Origin of the sequence: Sphingomonas sp. 8AM, assembly GCF_902506455.1 — a bacterium.
In the GTDB taxonomy this organism is placed as follows: Bacteria; Pseudomonadota; Alphaproteobacteria; order Sphingomonadales; family Sphingomonadaceae; genus Sphingomonas.
This window is the reverse complement of record NZ_LR733844.1, coordinates 3553363-3575874: the sequence shown is the minus strand read 5'-3', so window position 1 is coordinate 3575874 and position 22512 is coordinate 3553363. Positions and strand designations below refer to the sequence as shown.

Sequence of the window (22512 nt, the reverse complement as noted above, 5' to 3'; positions counted from 1 at the left end):
GACGTGGTTCATGCGGAGGCGCGGAGACGCGGAGGGTTGCTCGTGGCGACCCTCCCGGCTGCGTCAGCAGCCTCTATCATTGCTTTGATGACCTGAACGATGCGTCGCTCCCGACCTCTCTGCGCCTCTGCGTCTCTGCGCGCAAAAACTGCTGCATGCGCAGCCGCGAAGAAGCGGTGCACGTGGCACGGTGCTGCCTACTCGACATCTTTTTGTTCGCGGCTTCGCGTGGGTTGATCTCGCGCAGAGACGCGGAGGCGCAGAGCGGGCGCGCTTGCCGGGCCGTGCCGAACACCATTTCGTCATTGCGAGCGCAGCGAAGCAATCCAGGGCGTCCTGATCCGGCTCTGGATTGCTTCGCTGCGCTCGCAATGACGGATGTGGCTTCACTTTTAACATGCCTGCGGCGCCGGGCGGAACAGCTCCGCGCCTCCGCGCCTCCGCGTGAACAAAAAAGGGCGGCCCCGCAGGACCGCCCTTTCCGTTTCATAACAACCCGCACCGCTTACCGCGGCGACGCCTCGCGCTTGCCGTCAGGCCGCCAGCGCCACCTCGGTATCGCGCTGTGCCTGCCCGATAAGCCGCTCGGTCACCGAGCGCGCGCCCGGGCCGTCGCCATTCGCGATCGCCTCGAACAGGGCGCGGTGGAGCGGGATCGGGTCCTGATATTGCGCGGGCGTCCGGTATTTGAAGAAGGTCGTCCAGCGCACCGCTGCGGCGATGCTGCTCGACAGGCTGACCAGCAACTCGTTGCGCGTCGCGTGGAGGATCGTCGCGTGGAAACGCTGGTCGGCGCTCTGCCCCTCCTGCGTCCGCAAGCCATGAATTGCCATGATCTCCAGCGCATGACCCATTCGCGACAGCTCGGCGGCGCTGCGCTGAAGCGCGGCCAGCTCGGCGGCGGCGGGCTCGACGATCAGGCGCAGCTGGAACAGGCTGCGCACGAAATCGAGCGACGGCGCGCCTTCGAACATCCACGCCAGCATGTCGGGATCGAGCAGATTCCAGTGCGCGCGGTCGCGCACCCGCGTCCCCGCCTTCGGCCGGCTCTCGACCAGCCCCTTGGCGCTGAGCATCCTGAGCGATTCGCGGATCACGCTGCGCGAGACGCCGAACTGCTCGGCCAGTTCCAGCTCACCAGGCAGCGTGACGCTGGCCGGATGCCGTCCGGTGACGATCGCGACACCCAGATCGTGCGCGATCGTCACATGCGCCGGCCCGCGCCGCCCGCTTCTCTCCACCACGCCCCCCGCTGTCATGCCGCAGCTTAGGCGGATGCGCGCGGCAGGAGCAAGCCGCGGTTACTCGGCCCAGGCGAGCGCGCGGCGCAACTGCCCGGTGGCATCCTCGGTGAACGGCCGGCCATGCGCGAACACCACCCGCTCGGGCGCGAGCGCGACCAGCGTCGCCACCGCCGCGCGCAGATCGCGCCCGCCGAAGCGCAGCACCGGGCGCAGATAGCGCGGCGTCGTCCCCCACGCCCCGCCGCTCAGCCGCGCGATGAAGGCGGTGATCGGCGGCAGCCGCTCGGGCTCCATGTGCTGGACGACGTCGGTGAGGACGAGCGTGCGCGACGCGCGGTGGTGGAACCACACTTCGCTGAACCCCGCCGCGCCCGCGATCAGCCCCTGATCAACCGCCTCGGCCCATTCGGGGGGCGGCACCGCGCCGAGTTCGCGGTCGATCCGCAACCCGCTGCGCTGCACCTGTCCCCGCTCGCCCAGCCCCGGCGCCGCCCACAGCAGCGCCTTGGGATAGGCGCGCTGCCACGCCGGCAGCCGCGTCCAGTGCGCGATGTTCGGCGCGATCAGGTGCCGCACCACGCCCAGCTCGGCGAGCGCCGCCGCCAGCGCCGGGGTGAAGCGCGTCGGCGAATGCAGCATCAGCGAGCGGTCGGCGAGCCGCAGCACCGTCATGCGGATCGGCAGCGACAAGCCGGAGGCGATCATCGGCCCGCTGTCGACGATCCACACATCCTTGCCGAACGGCTTGAGCACGTCGAGCGGCGGGTAGCTGGCGGGGGCATCGCTGTTGCGTTCGCGCGCCGCCAGCCAGGCGACCGCGCCGGCGGCGACCGCCGCGCCGCCCAGCGCGATCTTCGTGTTGCGGTTCATCGGTCAGCTCCCTCTGCGTCCGTCGATCGAGCGCTGCCAACGCCCGAGCCGCGCGATCGGTGGCACGGATACTGGCCAAGCGGCACCCGCGACGGCATAGCCGCGCCGATGCAGCTTGTCGCCCAACGCGCCCATCTCTCCGCGCTCGCCGATGCCGGCCGCCTGCGCACGCTGGCGCCGCGGCACGGCGTCGATCTGTCCTCGAACGACTATCTCGCGCTGTCGACCGCCCCGCGGCTGGTGGCGGCGGCGCAGGCGGCCTTGGCGCAGGGCGTCGCGCTCGGCTCGGGCGGGTCGCGGCTGTTGCGCGGCAACGATGCCGAGCATGAGGCGCTGGAAGCGGAAGCGGCGGCGTTCTTCGGCGCAGAGGCGGCACTGTCGTTCGGCTCCGGCTATGCGGCGAACACCGCGCTGCTGTCGTCGGTGCCGCAGCCCGGCGACCTGCTCGTCCATGACGCGCTGGTGCACGCGAGCATGCACGACGGGATGCGGCTCGGGCGGGCGACCTGCGTTGCGGCGGCGCATGGCGACGCGCAGGCCGTCGACGATGCGATTGCGGCGTGGCGCGCGGGTGGCGGCACCGGCACGCCATGGATCGCGGTCGAGAGCCTCTACAGCATGGACGGCGACCTCACCGATGTCGCCGCCTATCTGGCGGTCGCCGACCGGCACGAGGCGATGCTGGTCGTCGACGAAGCGCACGCCACCGGCGTGTGGGGCGCGCGCGGGCGCGGCGTGGCGGAGGCGTGGCACGGGCGCGAAAACCTCGTGACGCTCAACACCTTCGGCAAGGCGCTTGGCTGCGAGGGCGCGGTACTGTGCGGCGCGGCGATCGTTCGCGACTTTCTGGTGGCGCGCGCGCGGCCATTCATCTTTTCGACCGCGCCGTCGCCGCTCGGCGCGGCGGTGGCGCGCGAGAGCCTGCGCATCGTCGCCGACGAGCCCGAACGGCGCGCGAGCCTCCACGCGCTGATCGAGGCGGCGCGGCGGCATCTGGCTCCGCTCGGCGCGCGCGTCGAGTCGCAGATCGTGCCGCTGGTGATCGGCGACGACCACGAGACGATGCGCGTCGCGGCGGCGGTGCGGGCGGCGGGGTTCGACGTGCGCGGCATCCGCCCGCCGACCGTCCCGGCGGGCACCGCGCGGCTGCGGATCGCGCTGACGCTCCACGTCACCGAGGCGGAAATTGCCGCGCTGGCGGATGTGTTGAAGGAGGTGCTGCCATGAGCGGGACGATCGTCGTCACCGGGACCGACACCGATGTCGGCAAGACCGTGTTCGCCGCCGCGCTGGCCGTCGCGCTCGGCGCGCGTTACTGGAAGCCGGTGCAGGCCGGGCTGGCGGACGGCAGCGACGCGGGCAGCGTGGTGGAACTTGGCGTCGATCCGGCGAAGGTGGTGCCCGAGGCGTATCGGTTGAACACGCCGTGCTCGCCGCACCGCGCCGCCGAGATCGATGGCGTGACGATCGACCCGGCGCGGCTCGCGTTGCCGGGTGACGGGCCGCTGGTCGTCGAGGGCGCGGGCGGGGTGCTGGTGCCGCTGACCCGGGCGTGGTCGTTCGGCGATCAGGCCGCCGCCTGGGGGCAGCCGGTTGTGCTGGTCGCGCGCACCGCTCTGGGCACGATCAACCACAGCCTGTTGTCGATCGAGGCGTTGCGCGCGCGCGGCGTGCCGCTGCTCGGCGTCGCGTTCATCGGTGACGCGGTCGAGGACAGCGAGGCGGTGATCGCCGAGATCGGCAAGGTGCGTCGGCTCGGGCGGCTGCCACGCCTCGCCGACCTGAACGCCGTGACGCTCGCCGCCGCCTTCGCCGCGCATTTCGATGTCGAGGATTTCCGGTGAGTTCGGTCTGGCATCCCTTCACCCAGCACGGGCTTCAGGAACCGATCCCGTGCGTCGTACGCGGCGAGGGCGCGGTGCTGCACACCGCCGACGGGCGGCGCGTGATCGACGCGATCTCGTCGTGGTGGGTGACGACGCACGGCCATGCGCACCCCAGGATCGCCGCCGCGATCCGCGCGCAGGCCGAACGGCTCGACCAGATGATCTTCGCCGGCTGGACGCACGAGCCCGCCGAGGAGGTCGCCGCCGGGTTGCGCGCGATCATGCCGCCATCGCTGACGCGGGTGTTCTTCTCCGATTCGGGATCGACCAGTGTCGAGGTCGCGCTGAAAATGGCGCTGGGGTACTGGCCGGCGCGGGGCGAGGCGCGCCACCGCATCCTCGTCATGGAGCATGGCTATCACGGCGACACGATCGGCGCGATGTCGGTCGGGCAGCGCGGCGTATTCAACCGCGCCTATGCGCCGCTGCTGTTCGATGTCGAGACGATCCCCTTTCCTGCCGCCGGCGCGGAGCAGGCGACGCTCGACGCGCTCGACCGTGCCTGTGCGGCGGGCGCGGCGGCGTTCATCGTCGAGCCGCTGGTGCTCGGCGCGGGCGGGATGCTGTTCTACACGCCCGAAATCCTCCGGCAGATGCGCGACATCTGCACGCGGCACGGCGTGCTGTTCATCGCCGATGAGGTGATGACCGGCTGGGGCCGCACCGGCACGTTGCTGGCGTGCGAACAGGCGGGCGTGGCGCCGGACATTCTTTGTCTGTCCAAGGGGCTGACCGGTGGGGCGCTGCCGCTGGCGGTGACGATGGCGAGCGAGCCGATCTTCGCCGCGCATTGGTCGACCGACCGCGCGACGATGTTCTTCCACTCGTCAAGCTACACCGCCAACCCGATCGCGTGCGCCGCCGCTGCGGCCAATCTCGCGATCTGGCGCGAAGAGCCGGTGCTGGAGCGGGTCGCACGGCTCGGCGCGGCGCAGGCGGCGCGGCTGGCGAGGCTCGACGGCATCCACAACCCGCGCGTGCTGGGCACGATCGCGGCGTTTGAGATCGGCGCTGGCGAGGGCTATCTTTCCGACCGCGCACCGCGCCTGATGGCGGCGTTCCGCGAGCGCGACGTGCTGCTGCGTCCGCTCGGCGACACGCTGTACGTCATGCCGCCCTATTGCATCACCGCCGACGATCTCGACCGAATCTATTCCGCCATTTCGGCGGTATTGGCACGCCACCGATAACGCCGTTGCGCGTTGGGGAGGAATGAAGGCTCCGTCCCGCTACCGCTCCGTCGCGTCGATGCTCTGGCGTCGCTGGCGTGGCTGGTGGGCGGACCATCGCGTGATTGCGCGCGAGCGGGCGGCGGCGCTGGAGGCGAAGGCGCGCGACGCGCTATCGCTCGGCGAGGCGCAGCGGCTGGCGGCGGAAGCCGCGGCGTTGCGCGCGGCGGCCGATGGCGAGGGGCGGCGCAGGCGGATCATTCCGTTGCTGCGCAACTGACGCGACGCGCCTAGACTGCCCCGAACACAGGGGAGGATGGATGACCGCGACAGCCGACCGGCCGGTGCTTCACGGCTATTTCCGCTCGACCGCTGCCTGCCGCGTGCGGATCGCGCTCAATCTCAAGCAGGTGGCATGGCGCGACGCCTTCCACCATTTGCGTCACGGCGAACAGCGCGCGCCCGATTACCTGCGGCTCAACCCGCAGGGGCTGGTGCCGGCGCTGGAGTGGGATGGCGCGGTGCTGACGCAGAGCCTCGCGATCTGCGAATATCTCGACGAGCGCATCCCCGCACCGCCGCTGCTCCCCGCCGATCCGGTCGCGCGCGCGCAGGTGCGGGCGTTCGCGCAGGTGATCGCGTGCGACACCCACCCGGTGCAGAATCTGCGCGTGCTGCGACGGCTGCGTAGCGCCGGGCTGGACGAGCCGGCGGTGAATGCGTGGGCGCGCGACACGATCTCCGATGGGCTCGTCGCGTGCGAGGCACTGATCGCGGACGGGCAAGGGCCGTATTGCTTCGGCGCGCAGGTGACGCTCGCCGATCTGTGCCTCGTCCCGCAATTGTTTAACGCGCGGCGGTTCGGGGTCGAGCTGGTCTGGCCGCGCTTGCTGGCGGTCGAAGCGGCGTGTCTCGCGCTGCCGGCCTTCGCCGCCGCCGCGCCGGAGCGACAGCCGGATGCGGAGTGAGCCGTATTCGTCATTGCGAGCGTAGCGAAGCAATCCAGAGCCGGACCAGGACGCGCTGGATTGCTTCGCTACGCTCGCAATGACGGGTTTGGAGGACGCGCCTACGCCACCACCCGCTCCCGCGCGCCCCGCCCGACCATCACCGTAGCGACCGCGCCGACGAGCATCAGCACCCCGCCGAGCACGATCACCCCGCGCGCATCGCCGCCGAGCAGGCTCTTGTAGAACAGCGGGATCGACAGGCTCTCGATCATCATCGGGATAACGATGAACATGTTGAAGATGCCCATATAGACGCCGTTGCGCGCGGGCGGGATCATGCTCGTCAGCATGATGTACGGATTGCCCATCATCCCCGCCCAGCCGATCCCGATGCCGATCATCGCGACAAACAACCAGCCCTCCGACGGCAAGGCCGGGATCGCCAGCATCGCCGCGCCCGAGGCGGCGAGGCAACAGGCATGGACCGCCTTCGCGCCATGGCGCCTCGCCAGCGGCATTAACGCCAGCGCCGCGACGAACGCGACCGCATTGTAGAACGCGCCGAGTTGCCCGACCGTCAGCACGGTGTCGCGGAACGCGGTGCTGCCGGCCTCGACGGTGCCGTGCAGCGAACGCGCCAGTGAGAAGGTGATGAATTGCCAGTACGCGAACATCGCATACCATTGGCACAGCATGGCCAGCGCGAGCTGCCGCATCGGCTTCGGCATCTCGACCAGGGCCGACTTCAGATCGGCCAGCGTCGCGCGCAGCGTCAGTGGCTCGGCCGCCAGCCGCGCTTGTTCCTCCGGCGGCAAGGGCAGCTCGGGGACGCGCCACACCGACCACAGGATCGTCGACAGCGACAGCACCGCGCCGATCAGGAACGCGATGCGCGTGATATCGGGGATGCCGTTGGCGTCGACCGCATCCTTGTCGAACCCGATCCACACCAGCAGCGACGGCGCGAGATACGACAATGTCTGCGCCAGCCCGGTGAACGCCGATTGGGTCAGGAACCCGGTCGCGCGCTGATCCTCCGCCAGCCGGTCGCCGACATAGGCGCGATACGGCTCCATCGTGACGTTGTTGGCCGCGTCGAGGATCCAGAGCAGGCTGGCCGCGATCCACAGTGCGCGGCTGTACGGCATCGCGAACAGACACAGGCTGCACAGCACCGCACCGATCAGGAAATAGGGCGTGCGACGGCCGAGCCGCGTATTGGTCCGGTCGCTCATCGCGCCGATCAGCGGCTGGACGAGCAGCCCCGTTACCGGACCGGCGAGCCAGAGCAGCGGCAGGGTGGCCTCGTCGGCGCCGAGATAGCCGTAGATCGGCGCCATATTGGCCTGTTGCAGCCCGAACGAGAATTGCAGCCCGAGGAAGCCGAGGTTCATCTCGACGATCCGGGCCAGCGACAGGCGCGGTTTGCTCATCGCACGGCTCCTGCCTGGGCGGATGCGGAAAAGCCCGGAGCGCCCGCCACATCCCTCCCGCCATTCCCGCGAAGGCGGAAATCCAGAACCTCCGACCTCACGGCAGGAAGCGCAACCGTCGCGCGTCTGGATTCCCGCTTGCGCGGGAATGACGGGTGGGCGTTAGTCATGCGCCGCCTTCCAGCCATACGACTCCCCATGCCGGCACAGCTTCGACAGCAGCGTCCGTCAGCCGGTCACGTCCCGCGTCAGGCAGCGCCATTTCGCGATCGGCGAAGTTGAGGAACACCCGGTCGCTCCCGCACGCAATCCCCAGCAACGCCCCGTCCCCCGTCTCGATCAAGGTCGGCGCCCCCGCACCCCCGCTCGCGATCCGCGCATCGCGCAGCGCGACGAGATCGGCGCTGATCCGCAGGGCCGCCGGGGTCTCCAGCGCCCACCAGTCCATCGCGGGCCGATGCACCCAGCGCCCTTCATGCGCCAGCTCGGGCTCGCCGGCATAGTCGTAATCGTTCAGCAGCCCGGCCTCGTCGCCCATATAGGTAGTGGCGAGCCCGCCGCTGGCGATCGACAGCGTGTTGAGCAGCGCGATCCGGCGCAACGCCGCCTCGCGCGCCGCATCGTCCTTCGCCGCTTCCAGCCCGGCCAGCGAGGCGAGCGTGCCGTTGGTGCCGTGGAGCGCCGCACCGTCCGACTGGAATGGCACCCCCCGCGCCCAGCTATCGCCCGTGCCGTGCAGGAAGGCGGCGGCGGCCCGCAGCCGGGTCTCGGGGGCCGGATCGATCGCGCGCAGGTCGCCCAGCACCGCGCCCCAGCCGATATCGTCGTGGCATCGCGCATAGCTCAGCCAGTTCGCCCCCGCCGGCAGCCCGCCGCTCGCCGCGACGATTGCGGCGGGCAGTTGCGCGGATCGCTCGGCAAGCCCGACCCAGCCCGCCACCATCAGCGAATTGTTGTAGACCAAATGGCATTCGGGCTCGAAACCGTCGCCTTCGTCCATCCCGAAATAGGGCGGGACGAACGCGGTCGGCACGATCGCCTCCGCCTTCAGCAAGGTGGCGGGCGCGACGATGTCGAGCGCGGCGCGCAAGGCCCGGACGATAAAATGCGCCTGCGGAAGGTTGCGGCAGGTCGTGCCCGGCTGCTTCCACAGGAAGGCGGTGCTGTCGAGCCGGAACGCCTCGAACCCGTGATTGGCGAGCCGCAGCGCGGCGTCGAGGATCGCGACGAACACCTGCGGGTTGCGCCAGTTCAGATCCCACTGGAACGGATAGAAGGTCGTCCAGACGTTTCCGCCCATCTCTGGCACATACGTGAAATTGCCCGGCGCGGTGGTCGGGAAGACCTGCGGCAGCTCGGCGTCGCGCGCCGCCGCTTCGGCATCGTCGACGACCATATAAAAATCGCGGTAAAACGGATCACCCGCCCGCGCCGCCTTCGCCCATTCGTGGTCGTCGGCGGTGTGGTTTAGCGCAAGGTCGACGCACAGGCTGATCTTCGCCGCACGCAGCCGTTCGGTCAGCCGCTCGACATCCGCCATCGTGCCCAGCAACGGCTCGATGCTCAGGTAATCGGCGACCGCGAATCCGCCGTCGCTGTCGCCCGCGCGCGCCTTGAGCAGCGCGAGGACATGGAGGTAGCGAACCCCGAGTGCTTCGAGATGGTCGACATGAGCGGCGAGACCGTCGACCGTCCCGCCGAAGCGATCGACATAGGTCGAATAGCCGAGCATGTCGGCGCGCACGAACCACTCAGGATCGGCAACACGTGCCGCGTCGAGCGCCTGCATCGCCTCGGACCGCTCGGCCGCACGGGCATGGAGGAGCGTTTCGATCTGTCGCCACAGCGCAAGGCCATCATGACCGGGGTACAATCGCGCGAGCTGGCGGCGAAGTCGCGGTCCGACCGCCGCGAGGCGCTGCTCCATCGTCATTGTCCGCCGATCCCTCTGCCGCATCGCTTCTTCGAGCGCCGACGGAGGCATAGCATCTCCGCAATCGATTGCAAGGCACTCGGCGGCGCGGGTGTCGGATGATCAGGCGGAGCTGCGTACGATCAATTCGGGCGGGACGATCGCGCTGGTTGCGGGCTCACCCGCGATCCGGCGCAGCAGGGTGTCGACCATCAGGCGGGTGCCGGTCACCAGATCCTGCCGGATGGTGGTGAGCGGGGGGGAAGTATGCGCCGCAAGCGTCACGTCGTCGTAGCCGATCACGGCGACGTCGCCGGGTACGTCCAGCCCGGCCTCGGTCAGCGCGCGCAATGCGCTCATCGCCGCGACGTCGGACGCAGCGAAGATTGCGTCGGGTGGGGTGCCCGCCGCCAGCCGCTCCCGCACCGCAACGTGGACCGCATCCGGGTCCATTTCGCAAGCGAGGACCTCGACCGGCTGCGTATCGGCTGCCGCGCGGAAGCCCGCAAGCCGGTCGGCAAACTCGGGCGGCGCAGGGTCGCCGAGGAACAGCAGGCGCTGGCGCCCCAGACCGCGCAGATGCTCGGCGGCGATCCGTCCTCCAAGGATATTGTCGGAGCCGATCGTCAGATGCCGTTGCCCGGGACGGTTGACGCCCCAGACGACCAGCGGCGCGTAACGTCCCGCGACGTGCTCGATCGTAGCATATTGATCGGACTGGCCCACCAGCAGCACGCCATCGACCCGGCCGCTATCGACCAGCCGGTCGAGCCATTCGTCATTCTCCGGCAACACCCGCGACAACAGGATGTCATATCCGCGATCGACGAGCAGGTCGGCAAGGAAGCCAAGCAGGCTGAGGAAGAACGGGTCGGTCAGATGCTGGGTGCGCGCATGACCGAGCGGCATGGCAAGCGCGATCGCGCCGGTGCTGCGCAGCCGCAGGTTGCGCGCCAGCTGGTTCGGGCGGACGCCATGTTCGCGGGCCATCGCGCGGATCCGCTCCTGCGTCGTCTTGCTGACGGACGGGTGTCCCGACAGCGCCCGCGAGACGGTCGCCGTCGAAACCCCTGCCATTACGGCCAGATCGGCCAGCTTCATCGCCGTCGCCACCGCGTCATGTCCCCGCTTTGTTCGAGTTCTTCATAAGCGGTCGGCGCTGCGCTGCAATGCAGGTCATGGTCGCAGTTCGCGCGATCAGCGCTGTTCGCGCTCGATCGCGGCGATCTCGCTGTCGATGAAGTCCATCAGCAGGTTCAGCACGGCAGGATCGGTGCACCGCGCGTTCATCAGTCGCCGCTGGCACATGCCACCGGCCATGATGAGGATCGACTCGCCGAGTCGGGCGATGCGGCCCTCGTCGGTCGCACCCGGTGCGATGATCCTCAGCGCGCGTACCAATTGTCCGCGCAGCCGGTCGTCCATCGCGTCGAAGATTTCGGCGATCCGCTGGTTGCGGTTCGCCTCGGCCATGATTTCGGCGATCAGGCGCGTGTCGTTGAGGTCGTTGCAGGCGATGAAGCGCGCAATCCAGTCACGCACCATCGTGCGGTCGGCGGTGCAGCGCGCCGCACACAGTTCGTCACCGGCGAGAAACTCGTCGAGATCGTGCTCGACCAAGGCGGCGACGATCGCCTCCTTGTTGGCGAAGTCGCGATAGATCTGCCCGACCAGCACACCCGACCGCTCCGACAGTTTCGCCATGCTGGTGGCGTGGAAGCCGTGCTCGGCAAAAAGTTCCCGCGCCGCCTGAACTATTTTCGTGCGACGTGCGTTTGCTTTCCCGCTCCGGTCGCGGGGGAAGGCGGTGTCGGTATCGGGACACCCTTCTTTACAATGCTGTATCAATTCGCGCCGACCATGTTCTTCCCAGCTTGACGGTGCCAGCTCTTCGCAGTAGCAGCATTCGTGAGTGAGCGATCACTCACACACTTCATAAGAGATGTCCATGCCGAAAATGGGGCCGAAAACGGGGTTCGCGGTTGCCGCGATGATGCTGGTGCCGCTCGCGGCCTGCGGCGGCGGAAACGACGCGGAAAAGCAGCAACAGCAGCAGGCGCAGGCCGGGCCGCCGCAAGTGAGCGTACTGGCGGTGCAGCCGCAATCGGTGACGCTGACCTCGACGTTGCCGGGGCGGACCACCGCCTTCGAAACGTCGGAGGTGCGTCCGCAGGTGAACGGCCTCGTCACTGCGCGGCTCTTTACCGAGGGCGATCTGGTCCGCGCCGGGCAGCCACTCTATCGCATCGACTCGCAGCCCTATCAGGCGCAGGTCGCCAGCGCGCGCGCCGCGGTAGCGCGTGCCCGCGCCGCAATCGCGTCGAGCGCCGCGCTCCAGCGCCGCTATGGCGAGCTGGTCAAGATCAACGCGATCGCGCGACAGGATTACGAGAACGCCGTCACCACCGCCGCGCAGGCGCAGGCGGACGTCGCCGCGCAGCAGGCGGCGCTGCGCTCGGCGCAGATCGATCTCGCGCGCACCACGATCCGCGCGCCGATCTCGGGACGGATCGGCCGCTCGGTGACGACCACCGGCGCGCTGGTCAGCGCCGCGCAGACCAACCCGCTGACGACAATCCAGCGGCTCGACCCGATCTATGTCGACGTTTCGCAGTCGAGCGCCGATTTGCTCAAGCTGCGCCAGCAGATCGCCGCGGGCGATCTGGCACGCGGCGGCACCGCGGCGCGCGTCCGGCTCCGGTTGGAGGATGGGTCGATCTATCCGATCGAGGGCAAGCTGCAGTTCGCCGACGTCAGCGTTGATCCGAACACCGGCACCCAGACGATCCGCGCCTTGTTCCCGAACCCGAAGGGGCTGCTGCTGCCGGGCATGTACGTCCGCGCCGAGCTGGTCGAGGGGACGAAGAACAACGCGATCCTGGTGCCGCAGCGCGCCGTGACGCGCGACGAGCGCGGCAATCCCGGCGTGCTGGTCGTCGGTGCCGACGGCAAGCTTCAACCGCGTTCGCTGACGGCACCGCGCACGATCGGTGACGACTGGCTGGTCACCGCCGGGCTCAACCCCGGTGACAAGGTGGTCATGGAGGGCGCGATGATGCTGCGCCCCGGCATGCCGGTGAAGGCCGTTCCGTACAATCCGAATGCCAAGCCCGCCCAGCCCGGTGCGCCGGGCGGCGCGGCGCAGGGCCAGCCGGCCCAGGGAAAGTAACCCCGCATGTCGCGCTTTTTCATCGACCGGCCCATCTTCGCATGGGTCATCGCCATGGTGCTCATGCTGGCGGGGATCATCGCGATCCGCAGCCTGCCGATCGCCCAGTTCCCCGAGATCGCGCCCCCGGCGGTCGCGATCGCCGCCAGCTATCCGGGCGCAGACGCCGAAACGCTCGAGCGCACCACCACGCAGATCATCGAGCAGCAGCTGCGCGGCATCGACAACCTGCGCTATTTCTCGTCGTCGTCCTCGTCGGCGGGCGTGGTCACGATCACGCTGACCTTCGAACAGGGCACCGATCCTGACATCGCGCAGGTGCAGGTTCAGAACAAGTTGCAGGCGGCGACCCCGCTGTTGCCGCAGGAAGTGCAGCGGCAGGGCATTCAGGTGACCAAGTCGGCGGCCAGCTTCCTCGCTGTCGTCGGGCTCGTCTCCACCGATGGCTCGCACAGCAACAACGATCTGGCCGACATGGTCGTGTCGAAGTTCCAGGATCCCGTCAGCCGCATCAACGGCGTCGGCGAGCTTCAGGTGTTCGGATCGCAATATGCGATGCGTATCTGGCTCGATCCGCTCAAGCTCAACAATTACGCGCTGACCGTCGCCGATGTTACCTCCGCGGTGCAGGCGCAGAACGCGCAGGTTTCCGCCGGTCAGATTGGTGCGCAACCGGCGCCCAAGGAGCAGATGCTCAACGCGACCGTCTCAGTGCAGTCGCGGCTCCAGACCCCCGAGCAGTTCGGCAACATCCGGTTGAAGACCGGGACGGACGGGTCGGTGGTTCGCCTGCGCGACGTCGCGCGGATCGAGATCGGCGCCGAGAATTACGGCTTCGACGTGCAGTATAACGGCAAGCCGGCATCGGGTTTCGGCGTAAGGCTGGCGGCGGGCGCTAACGCACTCGATACCGTCGACCTGCTCAAGGCGCGCGTGGCGGACATCGGCAAGACGCTGCCGCCCGACGTGAAGGTCATCTATCCCTACGACATCACGCCGTTCGTGCGGCTGTCGGTGGAACAGGTGATCCACACGCTGATCGAGGCGGTGGTGCTCGTCTTCCTCGTCATGTTCCTGTTCCTCCAGAACTGGCGCGCGACGCTGATCCCGACGATCGCAGTGCCGGTCGTGCTGCTCGGCACCTTCGCGGTGATGGCGTTGGCCGGCTATACGATCAACACGCTGACTTTGTTCGGCATGGTGTTGGCGATCGGCCTGCTCGTCGACGACGCAATCGTCGTCGTCGAGAACGTCGAGCGCCTGATCGTCACCGAGCATCTCAGCCCGAAGGAAGCCGCGCGCAAGTCGATGGACGAGATCAGCAGCGCGCTGGTCGGCATCGGCCTCGTGCTGTCGGCGGTGTTCCTGCCGATGGCGTTCTTCGGCGGGTCGACCGGCGTGATCTATCGCCAGTTCTCGATCACGATCGTCTCGGCGATGGTGCTCTCGGTGCTGGTCGCGTTGATCCTGACACCGGCGCTCTGCGCGACGATCCTCAAGCCGCACGACCCGAACAAGCAGGAAGGCACCGGCCCGCTGGCGCGCTTCTTCCGCTGGTTCAACGACAAGTTCGATCGTGCGCAGCATCGCTACGAGGGCGGGGTGAAGAGCACTGCGCGCCACTGGAAGCGCTCGCTGTTCGTCTATCTGCTGATCGTCGCGGGCATGGCGCTGATCTTCATCCGGCTGCCTTCGGGCTTCCTGCCGGACGAGGACCAGGGCTTCGTCCTCGCTTTGGTTCAGGGGCCGGCGGGTGCGAGCACTGCACGCACCGAAAAGGGGTTGGCGCTCACCCGCGAACACTTCCTGAAACAGGAGGGCAAGAACGTCCAGGGCGTCTTCACGATCAACGGTTTCAGCTTCGCGGGTCAGGGCCAGAACACCGGCCTCGTCTTCGTCAACCTGAAGCCGTGGGAAGACCGGTCGGGCGGCGACAATCGTGCACAGGCGATCGTCGGCCGTGCGATGGGGGCGCTCTCGCAATATAAGGACGGGCTGATCTTCGCGCTGATCCCGCCGGCGGTGCAGGAGCTGGGCAATGCCACCGGCTTCGACGTGCAGCTGGTGGATACGGGCGGCATCGGGCACGAAAAGCTGGTGCAGGCGCGCAACATGATGCTCGGCATGGCCGCGCAGGATCCGCGGCTGGCTCAGGTCCGCCCGCTCAGCCTCGAGGACGCACCGCAGCTCAAGGTCAAGATCGACGAGGACAAGGCGCGTGCGCTCGGCCTCGATCTGTCGGCGGTCAATTCGACGATCGCGACCGCCTGGGGCGGCGGCTACATCAACGACTTCATCGATCGCGGTCGCGTGAAGCGCGTCTATGTCCAGAACGACGCGCCGTATCGCATGTCGCCCGAGAATGTCGGTGAGCTGTACGTCCGCGGCGCGAACGGGCAGATGGCGCCGTTCACCGCCTTCTCGACGCTCGAATGGGCCAATGCCCCCGTCTCGCTAACCCGTTACAACGGGCAGCCGGCGATGCAGCTGCAGGGCTCGCCGGGACCGGGGCAGAGCACCGGCGTCGCGATGGACGCGTTGCAGGAGATTCACGCCAAGCTGCCTCCGGGCACGACGCTGGAATGGACCGGCCTTTCCTATGAGGAACGGCTGTCGGGCGGGCAGGCGCCGGCGCTCTACGGGCTGTCGCTGCTGATCGTCTTCCTCTGCCTCGCGGCGCTCTACGAAAGCTGGTCGGTGCCGATCTCGGTGCTGCTGGTCGTGCCGCTCGGCATCATCGGTGCGGTGCTCGCGGCGTGGCTGACCGGGCTGAACAAGGACATCTACCTGCAGGTTGGGCTCATCACCACGATCGGCGTGTCCGCCAAGAACGCGATCCTGATCGTCGAATTCGCCGAAGAGCGGATCGCCGAGGGGATGAGCGCCTTCGACGCGGCGGTGGAAGCGGCCAAGCTGCGCCTGCGTCCGATCCTGATGACCAGCCTCGCCTTCGTGTTCGGCGTGATGCCGCTCGCGATCTCGACCGGCGCGGGTGCGGGTGGCCAGAATGCGATCGGCCGCGCCGTGGTCGGGGGCATGTTGTCCGCGACGGTGCTGGCGATCTTCTTCGTGCCGATGTTCTTCGTCGTCGTGCTGCGCCTGTTCGGGCACGGCAAGGACGAGAAGAAGCCGCACGACGACGCGCCCGCCCATGACGATCATCCCACGGGCGACACCGCCCATCAGGGGGCCTGACGTGAAGAGTAGTTCAATCCTCGCCGCGCTGGCGCTGACCAGCGCGCTCGCCGGGTGCAACATGGCACCCAAATACGAACGCCCGACCGGCGCGGTGCCGCTCGCCCTGCCGAAGGGTGGCGTGTACCCGCGCGCCGCCAGCGACGCGCCCGACGTGACGCAGATCGGCTGGCGCGACTTCTTCCTCGACCCCCGGCTGCGGCAGGTGATCGAGACGTCGCTCGCCAACAACCGCGACCTGCGCGTCGCGGCGGCCAATGTGTTGCAGGCACGCGCGCAATATCGCGTCCAGCGGTCGGCAATCGTGCCGACCACCGGCGTCACCGGCTCGGCGACCTATACCAACAATCTGTTTGGCGCGATCGGCGCGGCCGGCGGCGGCGCCGGTGGTGGCACCGGGACGGGTACGGGTACGGGCACCGGCGCAGGGGTCGGCACCGGCACTGGTACTGGCAGCACCGGCGGCGGCACGGGCGCAGCAGCCGGAGGGGCGGTCGGCGAAAGCTCGTCGAACATCCAGTTCTACTCGGCGAACGTCGGCTTCTCGGCATTCGAGCTCGACCTGTTCGGGCGCGTCCGCAACCTCAACCGTGCCGCGCTCGAGCAATATTTCGCGACCGAGGAAGCGCAGCGCAGTACGCGGATCAGCCTGATCGCCGAAGTGGCGAGCGCATGGCTGCAGCTCGCCGCCGATCAGGAGCAGCTCCGGCTCAGCCGCGAGACGCTCAAGACCTTCGAGGAAACGGTTCGTCTCACCAGCGCGCAGTTCCGCATCGGGGTCGCCTCCGAGTTGGAGGCGCGGCAGGCCGAGACCAACTATCAGGCGGCGCGCAACGACATCGCGACGCTGACCGCGCAGGTCGCGCGCGACCAGAATGCGCTCAACCTGCTGGCGGGCACCACCATCGCCGCGGAGCAACTGCCTGCTTCAATCGGCACCGTCGCTTTCACGCGTGACGCGCTGCCCGGCGACGTGTCGTCGGCGGTGCTGCTGCGGCGGCCCGATGTGTTGCAGGCCGAGCATCAGCTGATCGCGCAGAACGCCAATATCGGCGCAGCGCGTGCGGCGTTCTTCCCGCGCATCTCGCTGACCGCGACGATCGGGACGATCTCCTCGGCGCTGTCGGGGCTCTTCGGCGGCGGGACGTTCAACTACAATGCCGCACCGTCGGTGCAGCTGCCGCTGTTCGACGGCGGGCGCAACGCCGGCAACCTCGACTATGCCAAGGCGTCGCGCGAGGCGGCGGTCGCGACCTATGAAAAGGCGATCCAGACCGCCTTCCGCGAGGTTGCCGATGCGCTCGCGCAGCGTGGCACGATCGGGGAGCAGCTGTCGGCGCAGGGCGCGCGGGCGAACGCGGCGTCGGTGGCGGCGCGGCTATCCGACGCACGCTATCGCGCCGGGGTCGATTCGTTCCTGACCTCGCTGGACGCCCAGCGTACCGCCTATTCGGCGCAGCAGCAGCTGGTGACGACCCGGCTGACGCAGGCCAACAACCTGATCGAGCTGTACCGCGCGCTGGGCGGCGGTTTGGCAGGCGAGGCGCCGGCGACCGCCGATCGCTAAGGCCCCTTGCGTCCGGTGGTGATCGGCGTACCCTGTCGTGGAAAAACGACGGAGAGGACGAGGCCATGGTCACCCCGGACGCGCATGCAGGCGAAGAAAGCCTGGTGATTCTTCAGAGCTTGTTGTGCGTGCTGCGCGAGAAGAACGTGCTGTCGCGCGCCGACGTCGAGACGCTGTGCGAGCGCGTCGCGATGCGCGCTTCCGCCGCAGAGCGCGACCCGCTGCCGTGCTGCGCCGAGGCGACCCGCGCCGCCGCGACCGAAATGGCGCGGATCAAGGATTACATCGGCCAGCATTACGGCGGGAAGCACCGGCGGATTTGAGGCTTCTTGCGTCATTCCCGCGAAGGCGGAGATTCAGACGCGCAGGCCCTCGCAAGATCCGCCACACTGGAGGTTCTGGATTCCCGCCTGCGCGGGAAAGACGGAGGGGCCTGTCCTTATCTTTCGCCCGAACTTCATTCGGGACTTCGCTTCCTTCGCTGCGCTGACCTGCATCCGGCGACCCCGTCATTGCGAGCGCAGCGACGCAATCCAGTGCCGGATCAGGACGTCCTGGGTTGCTTCCCTGCGCTCGCAATGACGGACTAGGAGCAGCGCTCCGTCTCACCGCCGATGAAGAAGCGGGATCCCGGATCGAATTCGGGATGACGGTATGTGGGCGACAGTGGCGAATGTCTCGACGCGCGCCCGCGAACCGGCGTAAGGCGGGCAGGTGATTCAACGGCATTTTTCCGCATGACCGCCGAGACCGGCCTCGCCGCGCTGTGGCTCGCCGCCGCGCTGGCCGCGTTGCAGGTGCTGCTCGGCGTGCTCGCGCTGCGGCGCGACATGCCGCAGGCGGTCGGCGCGATCCGCGCGGTCGCAATAGTGCAGGGCGCGCTCGCCGCGGTCGCGCTGGCGGCGCTGATCCGCGCGTTCCTCGACACCGACCTGTCGGTCGCGCTGGTTGCCGCCAACAGCCATTCGATGAAGCCGTGGCTCTACAAATTCGCGGGGGCGTGGGGCAATCACGAAGGCTCGATGCTGCTGTGGGTGACGATCCTCGGCGTCGCCGGGGCGGCGGTCGCGAAGTTCGAGCATCGCCTCGCGCAGCCCACCCTCGTCGCGACGCTGGCGGCGCAGGCGGCGATCGCGCTCGGCTTCTACGCCTTCCTGCTGTTCGCTTCCAACCCGTTCGCGCGGCTCAATCCCACGCCCGCCGATGGCGCAGGGCTCAACCCGCTGCTGCAGGACCCCGGCCTCGCCTTCCACCCACCGACGCTCTACGCCGGCTATGTCGGGCTGTCGGTCGCTTTCTCGTTCGCGGTCGGCGCGCTCGTCACCCGCGATGTCGGCCCGGCGTTCGCGCGCGCGATGCGGCCGTGGGTGCTCGGCGCGTGGATCTTCCTGACGCTCGGCATCACCGCCGGCAGCTACTGGGCCTATTACGAACTCGGCTGGGGCGGCTGGTGGTTCTGGGACCCGGTCGAGAACGCCAGCCTGATGCCGTGGCTTGCCGCGACCGCGCTGCTCCACTCGGTGACGGTGCTCGCCACCCGCGACGGCCTGCGCGCGTGGACGGTGATGCTGGCGGTGGTCGCCTTCTCGATGAGTATGATCGGCACCTTCCTGGTCCGCTCGGGCATCCTCACCAGCGTCCATGCCTTCGCGGTCGATCCGCGCCGCGGGAGCTTCATCCTCGTGCTGCTGCTGCTCTACATCGGCGGTGCGCTGGCGCTGTTCGGCGCGCGCGTCGGCACCGTCCGGCAGGGCAAGTTGTTCGAGCCGTTCAGCCGCGAAGGCTCGCTGGTCGCGAACAACCTGCTGCTGACGGTGATCCTCGGGATCGTGCTGATCGGCACCTTCTATCCGATCATCGCCGGCGCTTTCGACATCCAGCTGTCGGTCGGCCCGCCGTTCTTCGATTCGACCGCCGGGCCGATCGCGCTGCTGCTGGTCGCGGTGATGGCGGTCGGGCCGCTGCTGCGCTGGCGGCGCGACGAGGCCGAGGCGCTGATCCAGCGCTCCTTCCCCGCAATCGGCGCAGCGCTGTTCGCCGGGGTCGGCGTGTTCCTGCTCGGCGGGCCGATCGGCGTGTTGCCGCTGGCGGGGGTCGCGTTCGCCGCCGGGCTGGCGGTGGCGAGCGTCGCGCCGCTCGCCAGGCGCAATCTCGCGCGCGCGCCGCTGCATCTGTGGGGTATGGTGATCGCGCATCTGGGGATCGCGGTCGCGCTGGCGGGGATGGCGATCAGCACCGCCTATACGCAGGAGACGTTGCTCGCGGTCGGCGTCGGCGATCCGGCACGGATCGCGGGTTATACCGTCCGGCTTGAGGGCGTGCGTCCGCTGGTCAGCGACAATTGGAGCGCGCTCGAAGGGCGGCTGGCGATCACCGACGAGAGCGGCGCGCGCTTCGTGCTGCGCCCGCAGGTCCGCTATTTCACGACGCCGGTGACGACCACCAACGAAAGCGCGATCGCGACGATGTGGAACGGCCAGCTCTACACCGTACTCGGTGCGCTGGGCGACGACGGGCGCTGGCAGCTGCGCTTGTGGTGGAAGCCGTTCGTGACGCTGATCTGGCTGGGCGGGGCGATGATCGCGTTCGGCGGCGCATTGTCGCTGGTCGGGCATCAATACCGGCTGTGGCGGACGAAGCAGCGCGCCGAGGCGTTCGCGTGAAGCGCTGGCTGGTCTGGCTGCCGCTCTGCGCGTTCGGCATCATCGTCGCGGTGATCGCCTGGGGGCTGTGGCAGCCTGCCGACCGCACGGTGCGCTCGGCGCTGGTCGGGCGACCTTTGCCCGACTTCGTCCTGCCCGCGATCGCGCCCGGCAAGCCGGGGCTCGCCAGCGCGGACTTCAGACAGGGCAGCCCGCGGCTGCTCAACGTCTTCGCGAGCTGGTGCGTGCCGTGCGTTGCGGAGGCTCCGCAATTGCTGACGCTCAAGGCTGCCGGCGTGCCGATCGATGCGATTGCGATCAAGGATACGCCCGGCGACGTCTCGGCCTTCCTGCGCCGCAACGGCGATCCCTATGCGCGCGTCGGTGCGGATGCGCACAGCCGCGTCCAGCTCGCGCTCGGTTCGTCCGGCGTGCCCGAGACGTTCGTGATCGACGGCAAGGGCGTGATCCGCGCGCAGCACGTCGGCGATATCCGCGCCGAGGACGTGCCCGATCTCCTGCAAGCGCTGGCCGACGCGAAATGAGGGCGCTGCCCTCCCTCTCTATGCTGGTCGTCGCATTGCTGCTCGCCGCGCCCCTCGCCGCGCAGACCGCGCTGCCACGGCTCGCCTATACGCAATTGCGCGACCCCGATCAGGAGCGGCAGGCGCGCGCGCTGATGGAGACGCTGCGCTGCGTCGTCTGCCAGGGGCAGTCGATCGCCGACTCGGACGCCGACATGGCCGGCGAGATGCGCGCGCTGGTGCGGCAAAGGATCGCGCGCGGCGAAGCGCCCGAGGCGGTGCGGACGTGGCTGATCGCGCGATACGGCGATTATGTCAGCTACGCGCCGCCGCTGCGCGCCGCCACCTTGCCACTGTGGCTCGCGCCGCTGGTGCTGCTCGCGCTCGGTGCATGGTTGGCACGCGCGACCTTCCGCCGTCGGTGATGCGCCGCCCGGCGTGATCGTGCGTTGAGCGCGCGATGGTTCGGGAGATCGTGATGCGTTCGTTGTTCACTACTGCCTCGATCGGCGTCGGCGCCGGATTGGCCGCCTCGTTCGTCATGGACCGCTTTCAGGACGTCGCCGCGCCCGCCTTCGGGATGGACGGCGGCAATGACGATCCCGCGACCGTGAAGGCCGCCGACACGCTCAGCAAGGCGGTGGAAGGCCGACCGGTCACGCAGAAGCATCGTGACGCCGCGGGCTCGGCGATGCACTACGCGCTGGGTGCGGCGATCGGCGGCGGCTATGCGCTGGCGGTGCGACAATGGCCCGATCTGGCCAGAGGCTGGGGGGTGCCGACCGGGCTGACCACGATGCTGTTGCTCGACGATGTGCTGGTCCCCGCCGCCGGCTGGGGACCGTGGCCCGAGGCGGAGGTGCCGGGCAACGCTTACGGCCTCGCCTCGCACCTCGTCTTCGGAGTCGCCCTGGAAGGCGTGCGTCGCGCAGGCGAGGCGTTGCCGGGCTGAGCGCCGCACGCTAACCCATGTTCCTTGTCTCCGGGGGTGTCGTCCATGTTCTCGCCGATCGTCCGTCCGCTTGCCCTGCTGGGCACGGCCTGTGCCCTGCTCGCCGCTTTGCCGGCTGCGGCGGAATGTACGCGCGAGAAGGTCCGCGTCGACCTGCCCGAACAGCGGATGGACGAGCGCGTGCAGGCACTTGCGCATCTGTCCGGCTGCTTCATGGAGGTCGATACGACGTTGCTGGCCGACAAGCAGGCGCAGCGGCTGAAGGGGCGGATGATCTCCCGCGACGCGCTCTACCGCTCGTTACGCGGCAGCGGGCTGGAGGCGGCGCGCTACAAGGGCCATTGGCGGATCGACCGTCGCCAGCAGGAGCGGTTCGCGCGGCGCGTCGCAACGCTGCGCGCGACCACCGCCGAACAGCGCGAGCGCGATGCGATCAGCCGCCTGCGCGCGACCGATGTCGGCCATACCCTCCGCCATGTCGAAAAGGCCGTCCCGCGCGAGGTGAACGAGCAGGCGCATCTCAACGTGATCGACCGTGTCCGCTATGACGAGCAGCTCGACCGCGTCGCGCGCAAGATCGGCGCGCCGCCCACGCCGATGGCGCTGGGCTGGGTCGCGCCGGTCAACTAGATCACCGTCATCCCGGACTTGATCCGGGATCCCGCTTCTTTTTGGGCGAGCGTTGTGAGGAAGCGGGGCCCCGGATCAGGTCCGGGGCGACAGCTCTTTTCGTCATCGCTTCGCTACGCTCGCAATGACGATTTACCGTTCCCGCTCCCGCCACCAGATCAACACCGCCAGCACGACGCCCGCGGCGATCCCGGCGAGAAACCCGATCGAGGGCTGTCCGGCGTAGAGGCCGATCGCAGTGCCGCCCAGCGCGCCGATCGCGATAGGGAAGCCGCCGGCGGAGGGGGTGCGCGGGGGAGAAGCCATGCTGCGCGCTGTGCCACGCCCATGCGCGATGCGCCAGCCGCCGCGACGGGCCGGGGCCGACGC

Annotated in this window: 21 protein-coding genes; 14 read left to right on the top strand and 7 right to left on the bottom strand. The window is 69.0% G+C overall.

Going from position 1 to position 22512, the window contains the following annotated elements:
• Nucleotides 1-533: 533 nt before the first annotated feature.
• Together BACI71_RS16745 and BACI71_RS16740 are read right to left on the bottom strand one after the other, a co-directional pair.
• Nucleotides 534-1259, bottom strand: coding sequence for a FadR/GntR family transcriptional regulator (locus BACI71_RS16745; RefSeq protein WP_236553034.1), 726 nt, complete (start codon nucleotides 1257-1259; stop codon nucleotides 534-536).
• 42 nt (nucleotides 1260-1301) lie between these two features.
• Nucleotides 1302-2114: a DUF4336 domain-containing protein gene (locus BACI71_RS16740; protein ID WP_159760526.1), complete on the bottom strand. Its 813-nt coding sequence runs from the start codon at nucleotides 2112-2114 to the stop codon at nucleotides 1302-1304.
• Between the two features lie 108 nt (nucleotides 2115-2222).
• Between BACI71_RS16740 and BACI71_RS16735 the strand changes: the two genes are divergently transcribed.
• From BACI71_RS16735 to maiA, 5 genes are read left to right on the top strand one after another with little or no spacing between them, the layout of a single operon-like run.
• Complete coding sequence (locus BACI71_RS16735) at nucleotides 2223-3341, top strand: 8-amino-7-oxononanoate synthase (RefSeq protein ID WP_159760524.1); 1119 nt, start codon at nucleotides 2223-2225, stop codon at nucleotides 3339-3341.
• Nucleotides 3338-3958 (top strand): dethiobiotin synthase, encoded by a 621-nt coding sequence (gene bioD / locus BACI71_RS16730; RefSeq protein WP_159760522.1) that lies wholly within the window; start codon nucleotides 3338-3340, stop codon nucleotides 3956-3958. Before BACI71_RS16735 ends, bioD begins: the two co-directional genes overlap by 4 nt.
• Nucleotides 3955-5190: an adenosylmethionine--8-amino-7-oxononanoate transaminase gene (locus BACI71_RS16725; protein WP_159760520.1), complete on the top strand. Its 1236-nt coding sequence runs from the start codon at nucleotides 3955-3957 to the stop codon at nucleotides 5188-5190. Before bioD ends, BACI71_RS16725 begins: the two co-directional genes overlap by 4 nt.
• Nucleotides 5191-5212: 22 nt before the next feature.
• Complete coding sequence (locus BACI71_RS16720) at nucleotides 5213-5449, top strand: hypothetical protein (RefSeq protein ID WP_159760518.1); 237 nt, start codon at nucleotides 5213-5215, stop codon at nucleotides 5447-5449.
• 40 nt (nucleotides 5450-5489) lie between these two features.
• Nucleotides 5490-6137 carry a maleylacetoacetate isomerase gene (maiA, locus tag BACI71_RS16715; RefSeq protein ID WP_159760516.1) on the top strand — a complete coding sequence of 216 codons (648 nt, stop codon included), beginning with the start codon at nucleotides 5490-5492 and terminating at the stop codon, nucleotides 6135-6137.
• A gap of 101 nt (nucleotides 6138-6238) precedes the next feature.
• On the opposite strand, the gene BACI71_RS16710 is transcribed toward maiA, so the two are convergent.
• The 4 genes from BACI71_RS16710 to BACI71_RS16695 all read right to left on the bottom strand — a co-directional run bounded on the left by BACI71_RS16710 (nucleotide 6239) and on the right by BACI71_RS16695 (nucleotide 11312).
• Complete coding sequence (locus BACI71_RS16710; protein WP_159760514.1) at nucleotides 6239-7552, bottom strand: MFS transporter; 1314 nt, start codon at nucleotides 7550-7552, stop codon at nucleotides 6239-6241.
• A gap of 166 nt (nucleotides 7553-7718) precedes the next feature.
• Nucleotides 7719-9485: an alpha-amylase family glycosyl hydrolase gene (locus BACI71_RS16705; protein WP_159760512.1), complete on the bottom strand. Its 1767-nt coding sequence runs from the start codon at nucleotides 9483-9485 to the stop codon at nucleotides 7719-7721.
• A 102-nt stretch (nucleotides 9486-9587) separates the two neighbouring features.
• The gene (locus BACI71_RS16700) at nucleotides 9588-10565 is read right to left on the bottom strand and encodes a substrate-binding domain-containing protein (RefSeq protein WP_159760510.1); all 978 of its coding nucleotides are present in this window, start codon (nucleotides 10563-10565) and stop codon (nucleotides 9588-9590) included.
• 96 nt (nucleotides 10566-10661) lie between these two features.
• Entirely contained in the window at nucleotides 10662-11312 is a 651-nt protein-coding gene (locus BACI71_RS16695; RefSeq protein WP_159760508.1) for a TetR/AcrR family transcriptional regulator, read from the bottom strand.
• Nucleotides 11313-11421: 109 nt separating this feature from the next.
• Here BACI71_RS16695 and BACI71_RS16690 point away from each other — a divergent pair, with 109 nt between their 5' ends.
• From BACI71_RS16690 to BACI71_RS16650, 9 genes are all read left to right on the top strand, one after another.
• The gene (locus BACI71_RS16690) at nucleotides 11422-12633 is read left to right on the top strand and encodes an efflux RND transporter periplasmic adaptor subunit (protein ID WP_443018513.1); all 1212 of its coding nucleotides are present in this window, start codon (nucleotides 11422-11424) and stop codon (nucleotides 12631-12633) included.
• Between the two features lie 6 nt (nucleotides 12634-12639).
• Nucleotides 12640-15828 carry an efflux RND transporter permease subunit gene (locus BACI71_RS16685; RefSeq protein ID WP_159760506.1) on the top strand — a complete coding sequence of 1063 codons (3189 nt, stop codon included), beginning with the start codon at nucleotides 12640-12642 and terminating at the stop codon, nucleotides 15826-15828.
• 61 nt (nucleotides 15829-15889) lie between these two features.
• Nucleotides 15890-17395: an efflux transporter outer membrane subunit gene (locus BACI71_RS16680; protein ID WP_159761312.1), complete on the top strand. Its 1506-nt coding sequence runs from the start codon at nucleotides 15890-15892 to the stop codon at nucleotides 17393-17395.
• 65 nt (nucleotides 17396-17460) lie between these two features.
• Nucleotides 17461-17718 carry a hypothetical protein gene (locus BACI71_RS16675; RefSeq protein ID WP_159760504.1) on the top strand — a complete coding sequence of 86 codons (258 nt, stop codon included), beginning with the start codon at nucleotides 17461-17463 and terminating at the stop codon, nucleotides 17716-17718.
• A gap of 414 nt (nucleotides 17719-18132) precedes the next feature.
• Nucleotides 18133-20058 (top strand): heme lyase CcmF/NrfE family subunit, encoded by a 1926-nt coding sequence (locus BACI71_RS16670; RefSeq protein ID WP_159760502.1) that lies wholly within the window; start codon nucleotides 18133-18135, stop codon nucleotides 20056-20058.
• A complete protein-coding gene (locus tag BACI71_RS16665; RefSeq protein ID WP_159760500.1) occupies nucleotides 20055-20582 on the top strand; it encodes a DsbE family thiol:disulfide interchange protein in 528 nt (175 codons plus the stop codon). Before BACI71_RS16670 ends, BACI71_RS16665 begins: the two co-directional genes overlap by 4 nt.
• Nucleotides 20579-20986, top strand: coding sequence for a cytochrome c-type biogenesis protein (locus tag BACI71_RS16660; protein ID WP_201297403.1), 408 nt, complete (start codon nucleotides 20579-20581; stop codon nucleotides 20984-20986). The genes BACI71_RS16665 and BACI71_RS16660 overlap by 4 nt, the downstream gene beginning before the upstream one ends.
• A gap of 53 nt (nucleotides 20987-21039) precedes the next feature.
• Nucleotides 21040-21513, top strand: coding sequence for a DUF1440 domain-containing protein (locus BACI71_RS16655; RefSeq protein ID WP_236553031.1), 474 nt, complete (start codon nucleotides 21040-21042; stop codon nucleotides 21511-21513).
• Nucleotides 21514-21558: 45 nt separating this feature from the next.
• Nucleotides 21559-22143 carry a hypothetical protein gene (locus tag BACI71_RS16650; protein WP_159760496.1) on the top strand — a complete coding sequence of 195 codons (585 nt, stop codon included), beginning with the start codon at nucleotides 21559-21561 and terminating at the stop codon, nucleotides 22141-22143.
• Nucleotides 22144-22275: 132 nt separating this feature from the next.
• Here BACI71_RS16650 and BACI71_RS16645 read toward each other — a convergent pair whose 3' ends face one another.
• The gene (locus BACI71_RS16645) at nucleotides 22276-22449 is read right to left on the bottom strand and encodes a hypothetical protein (protein WP_201297402.1); all 174 of its coding nucleotides are present in this window, start codon (nucleotides 22447-22449) and stop codon (nucleotides 22276-22278) included.
• Nucleotides 22450-22512 lie beyond the last annotated feature (63 nt).

Excerpts from the sequence above, each read along its gene's own strand:
- BACI71_RS16745 (WP_236553034.1), bottom strand. The coding sequence starts at position 1,259 with ATGACAGCGGGGGGCGTGGTGGAGAGAAGCGGGCGGCGCGGGCCGGCG.
- BACI71_RS16740 (WP_159760526.1), bottom strand. The coding sequence starts at position 2,114 with ATGAACCGCAACACGAAGATCGCGCTGGGCGGCGCGGCGGTCGCCGCC.
- BACI71_RS16735 (WP_159760524.1), top strand. The coding sequence starts at position 2,223 with ATGCAGCTTGTCGCCCAACGCGCCCATCTCTCCGCGCTCGCCGATGCC.
- bioD (WP_159760522.1), top strand. The coding sequence starts at position 3,338 with ATGAGCGGGACGATCGTCGTCACCGGGACCGACACCGATGTCGGCAAG.
- BACI71_RS16720 (WP_159760518.1), top strand. The coding sequence starts at position 5,213 with ATGAAGGCTCCGTCCCGCTACCGCTCCGTCGCGTCGATGCTCTGGCGT.
- maiA (WP_159760516.1), top strand. The coding sequence starts at position 5,490 with ATGACCGCGACAGCCGACCGGCCGGTGCTTCACGGCTATTTCCGCTCG.
- BACI71_RS16710 (WP_159760514.1), bottom strand. The coding sequence starts at position 7,552 with ATGAGCAAACCGCGCCTGTCGCTGGCCCGGATCGTCGAGATGAACCTC.
- BACI71_RS16705 (WP_159760512.1), bottom strand. The coding sequence starts at position 9,485 with ATGACGATGGAGCAGCGCCTCGCGGCGGTCGGACCGCGACTTCGCCGC.
- BACI71_RS16700 (WP_159760510.1), bottom strand. The coding sequence starts at position 10,565 with ATGAAGCTGGCCGATCTGGCCGTAATGGCAGGGGTTTCGACGGCGACC.
- BACI71_RS16690 (WP_443018513.1), top strand. The coding sequence starts at position 11,422 with ATGGGGCCGAAAACGGGGTTCGCGGTTGCCGCGATGATGCTGGTGCCG.
- BACI71_RS16685 (WP_159760506.1), top strand. The coding sequence starts at position 12,640 with ATGTCGCGCTTTTTCATCGACCGGCCCATCTTCGCATGGGTCATCGCC.
- BACI71_RS16680 (WP_159761312.1), top strand. The coding sequence starts at position 15,890 with ATGGCACCCAAATACGAACGCCCGACCGGCGCGGTGCCGCTCGCCCTG.
- BACI71_RS16675 (WP_159760504.1), top strand. The coding sequence starts at position 17,461 with ATGGTCACCCCGGACGCGCATGCAGGCGAAGAAAGCCTGGTGATTCTT.
- BACI71_RS16670 (WP_159760502.1), top strand. The coding sequence starts at position 18,133 with ATGACCGCCGAGACCGGCCTCGCCGCGCTGTGGCTCGCCGCCGCGCTG.
- BACI71_RS16660 (WP_201297403.1), top strand. The coding sequence starts at position 20,579 with ATGAGGGCGCTGCCCTCCCTCTCTATGCTGGTCGTCGCATTGCTGCTC.
- BACI71_RS16655 (WP_236553031.1), top strand. The coding sequence starts at position 21,040 with ATGCGTTCGTTGTTCACTACTGCCTCGATCGGCGTCGGCGCCGGATTG.
- BACI71_RS16650 (WP_159760496.1), top strand. The coding sequence starts at position 21,559 with ATGTTCTCGCCGATCGTCCGTCCGCTTGCCCTGCTGGGCACGGCCTGT.
- BACI71_RS16645 (WP_201297402.1), bottom strand. The coding sequence starts at position 22,449 with ATGGCTTCTCCCCCGCGCACCCCCTCCGCCGGCGGCTTCCCTATCGCG.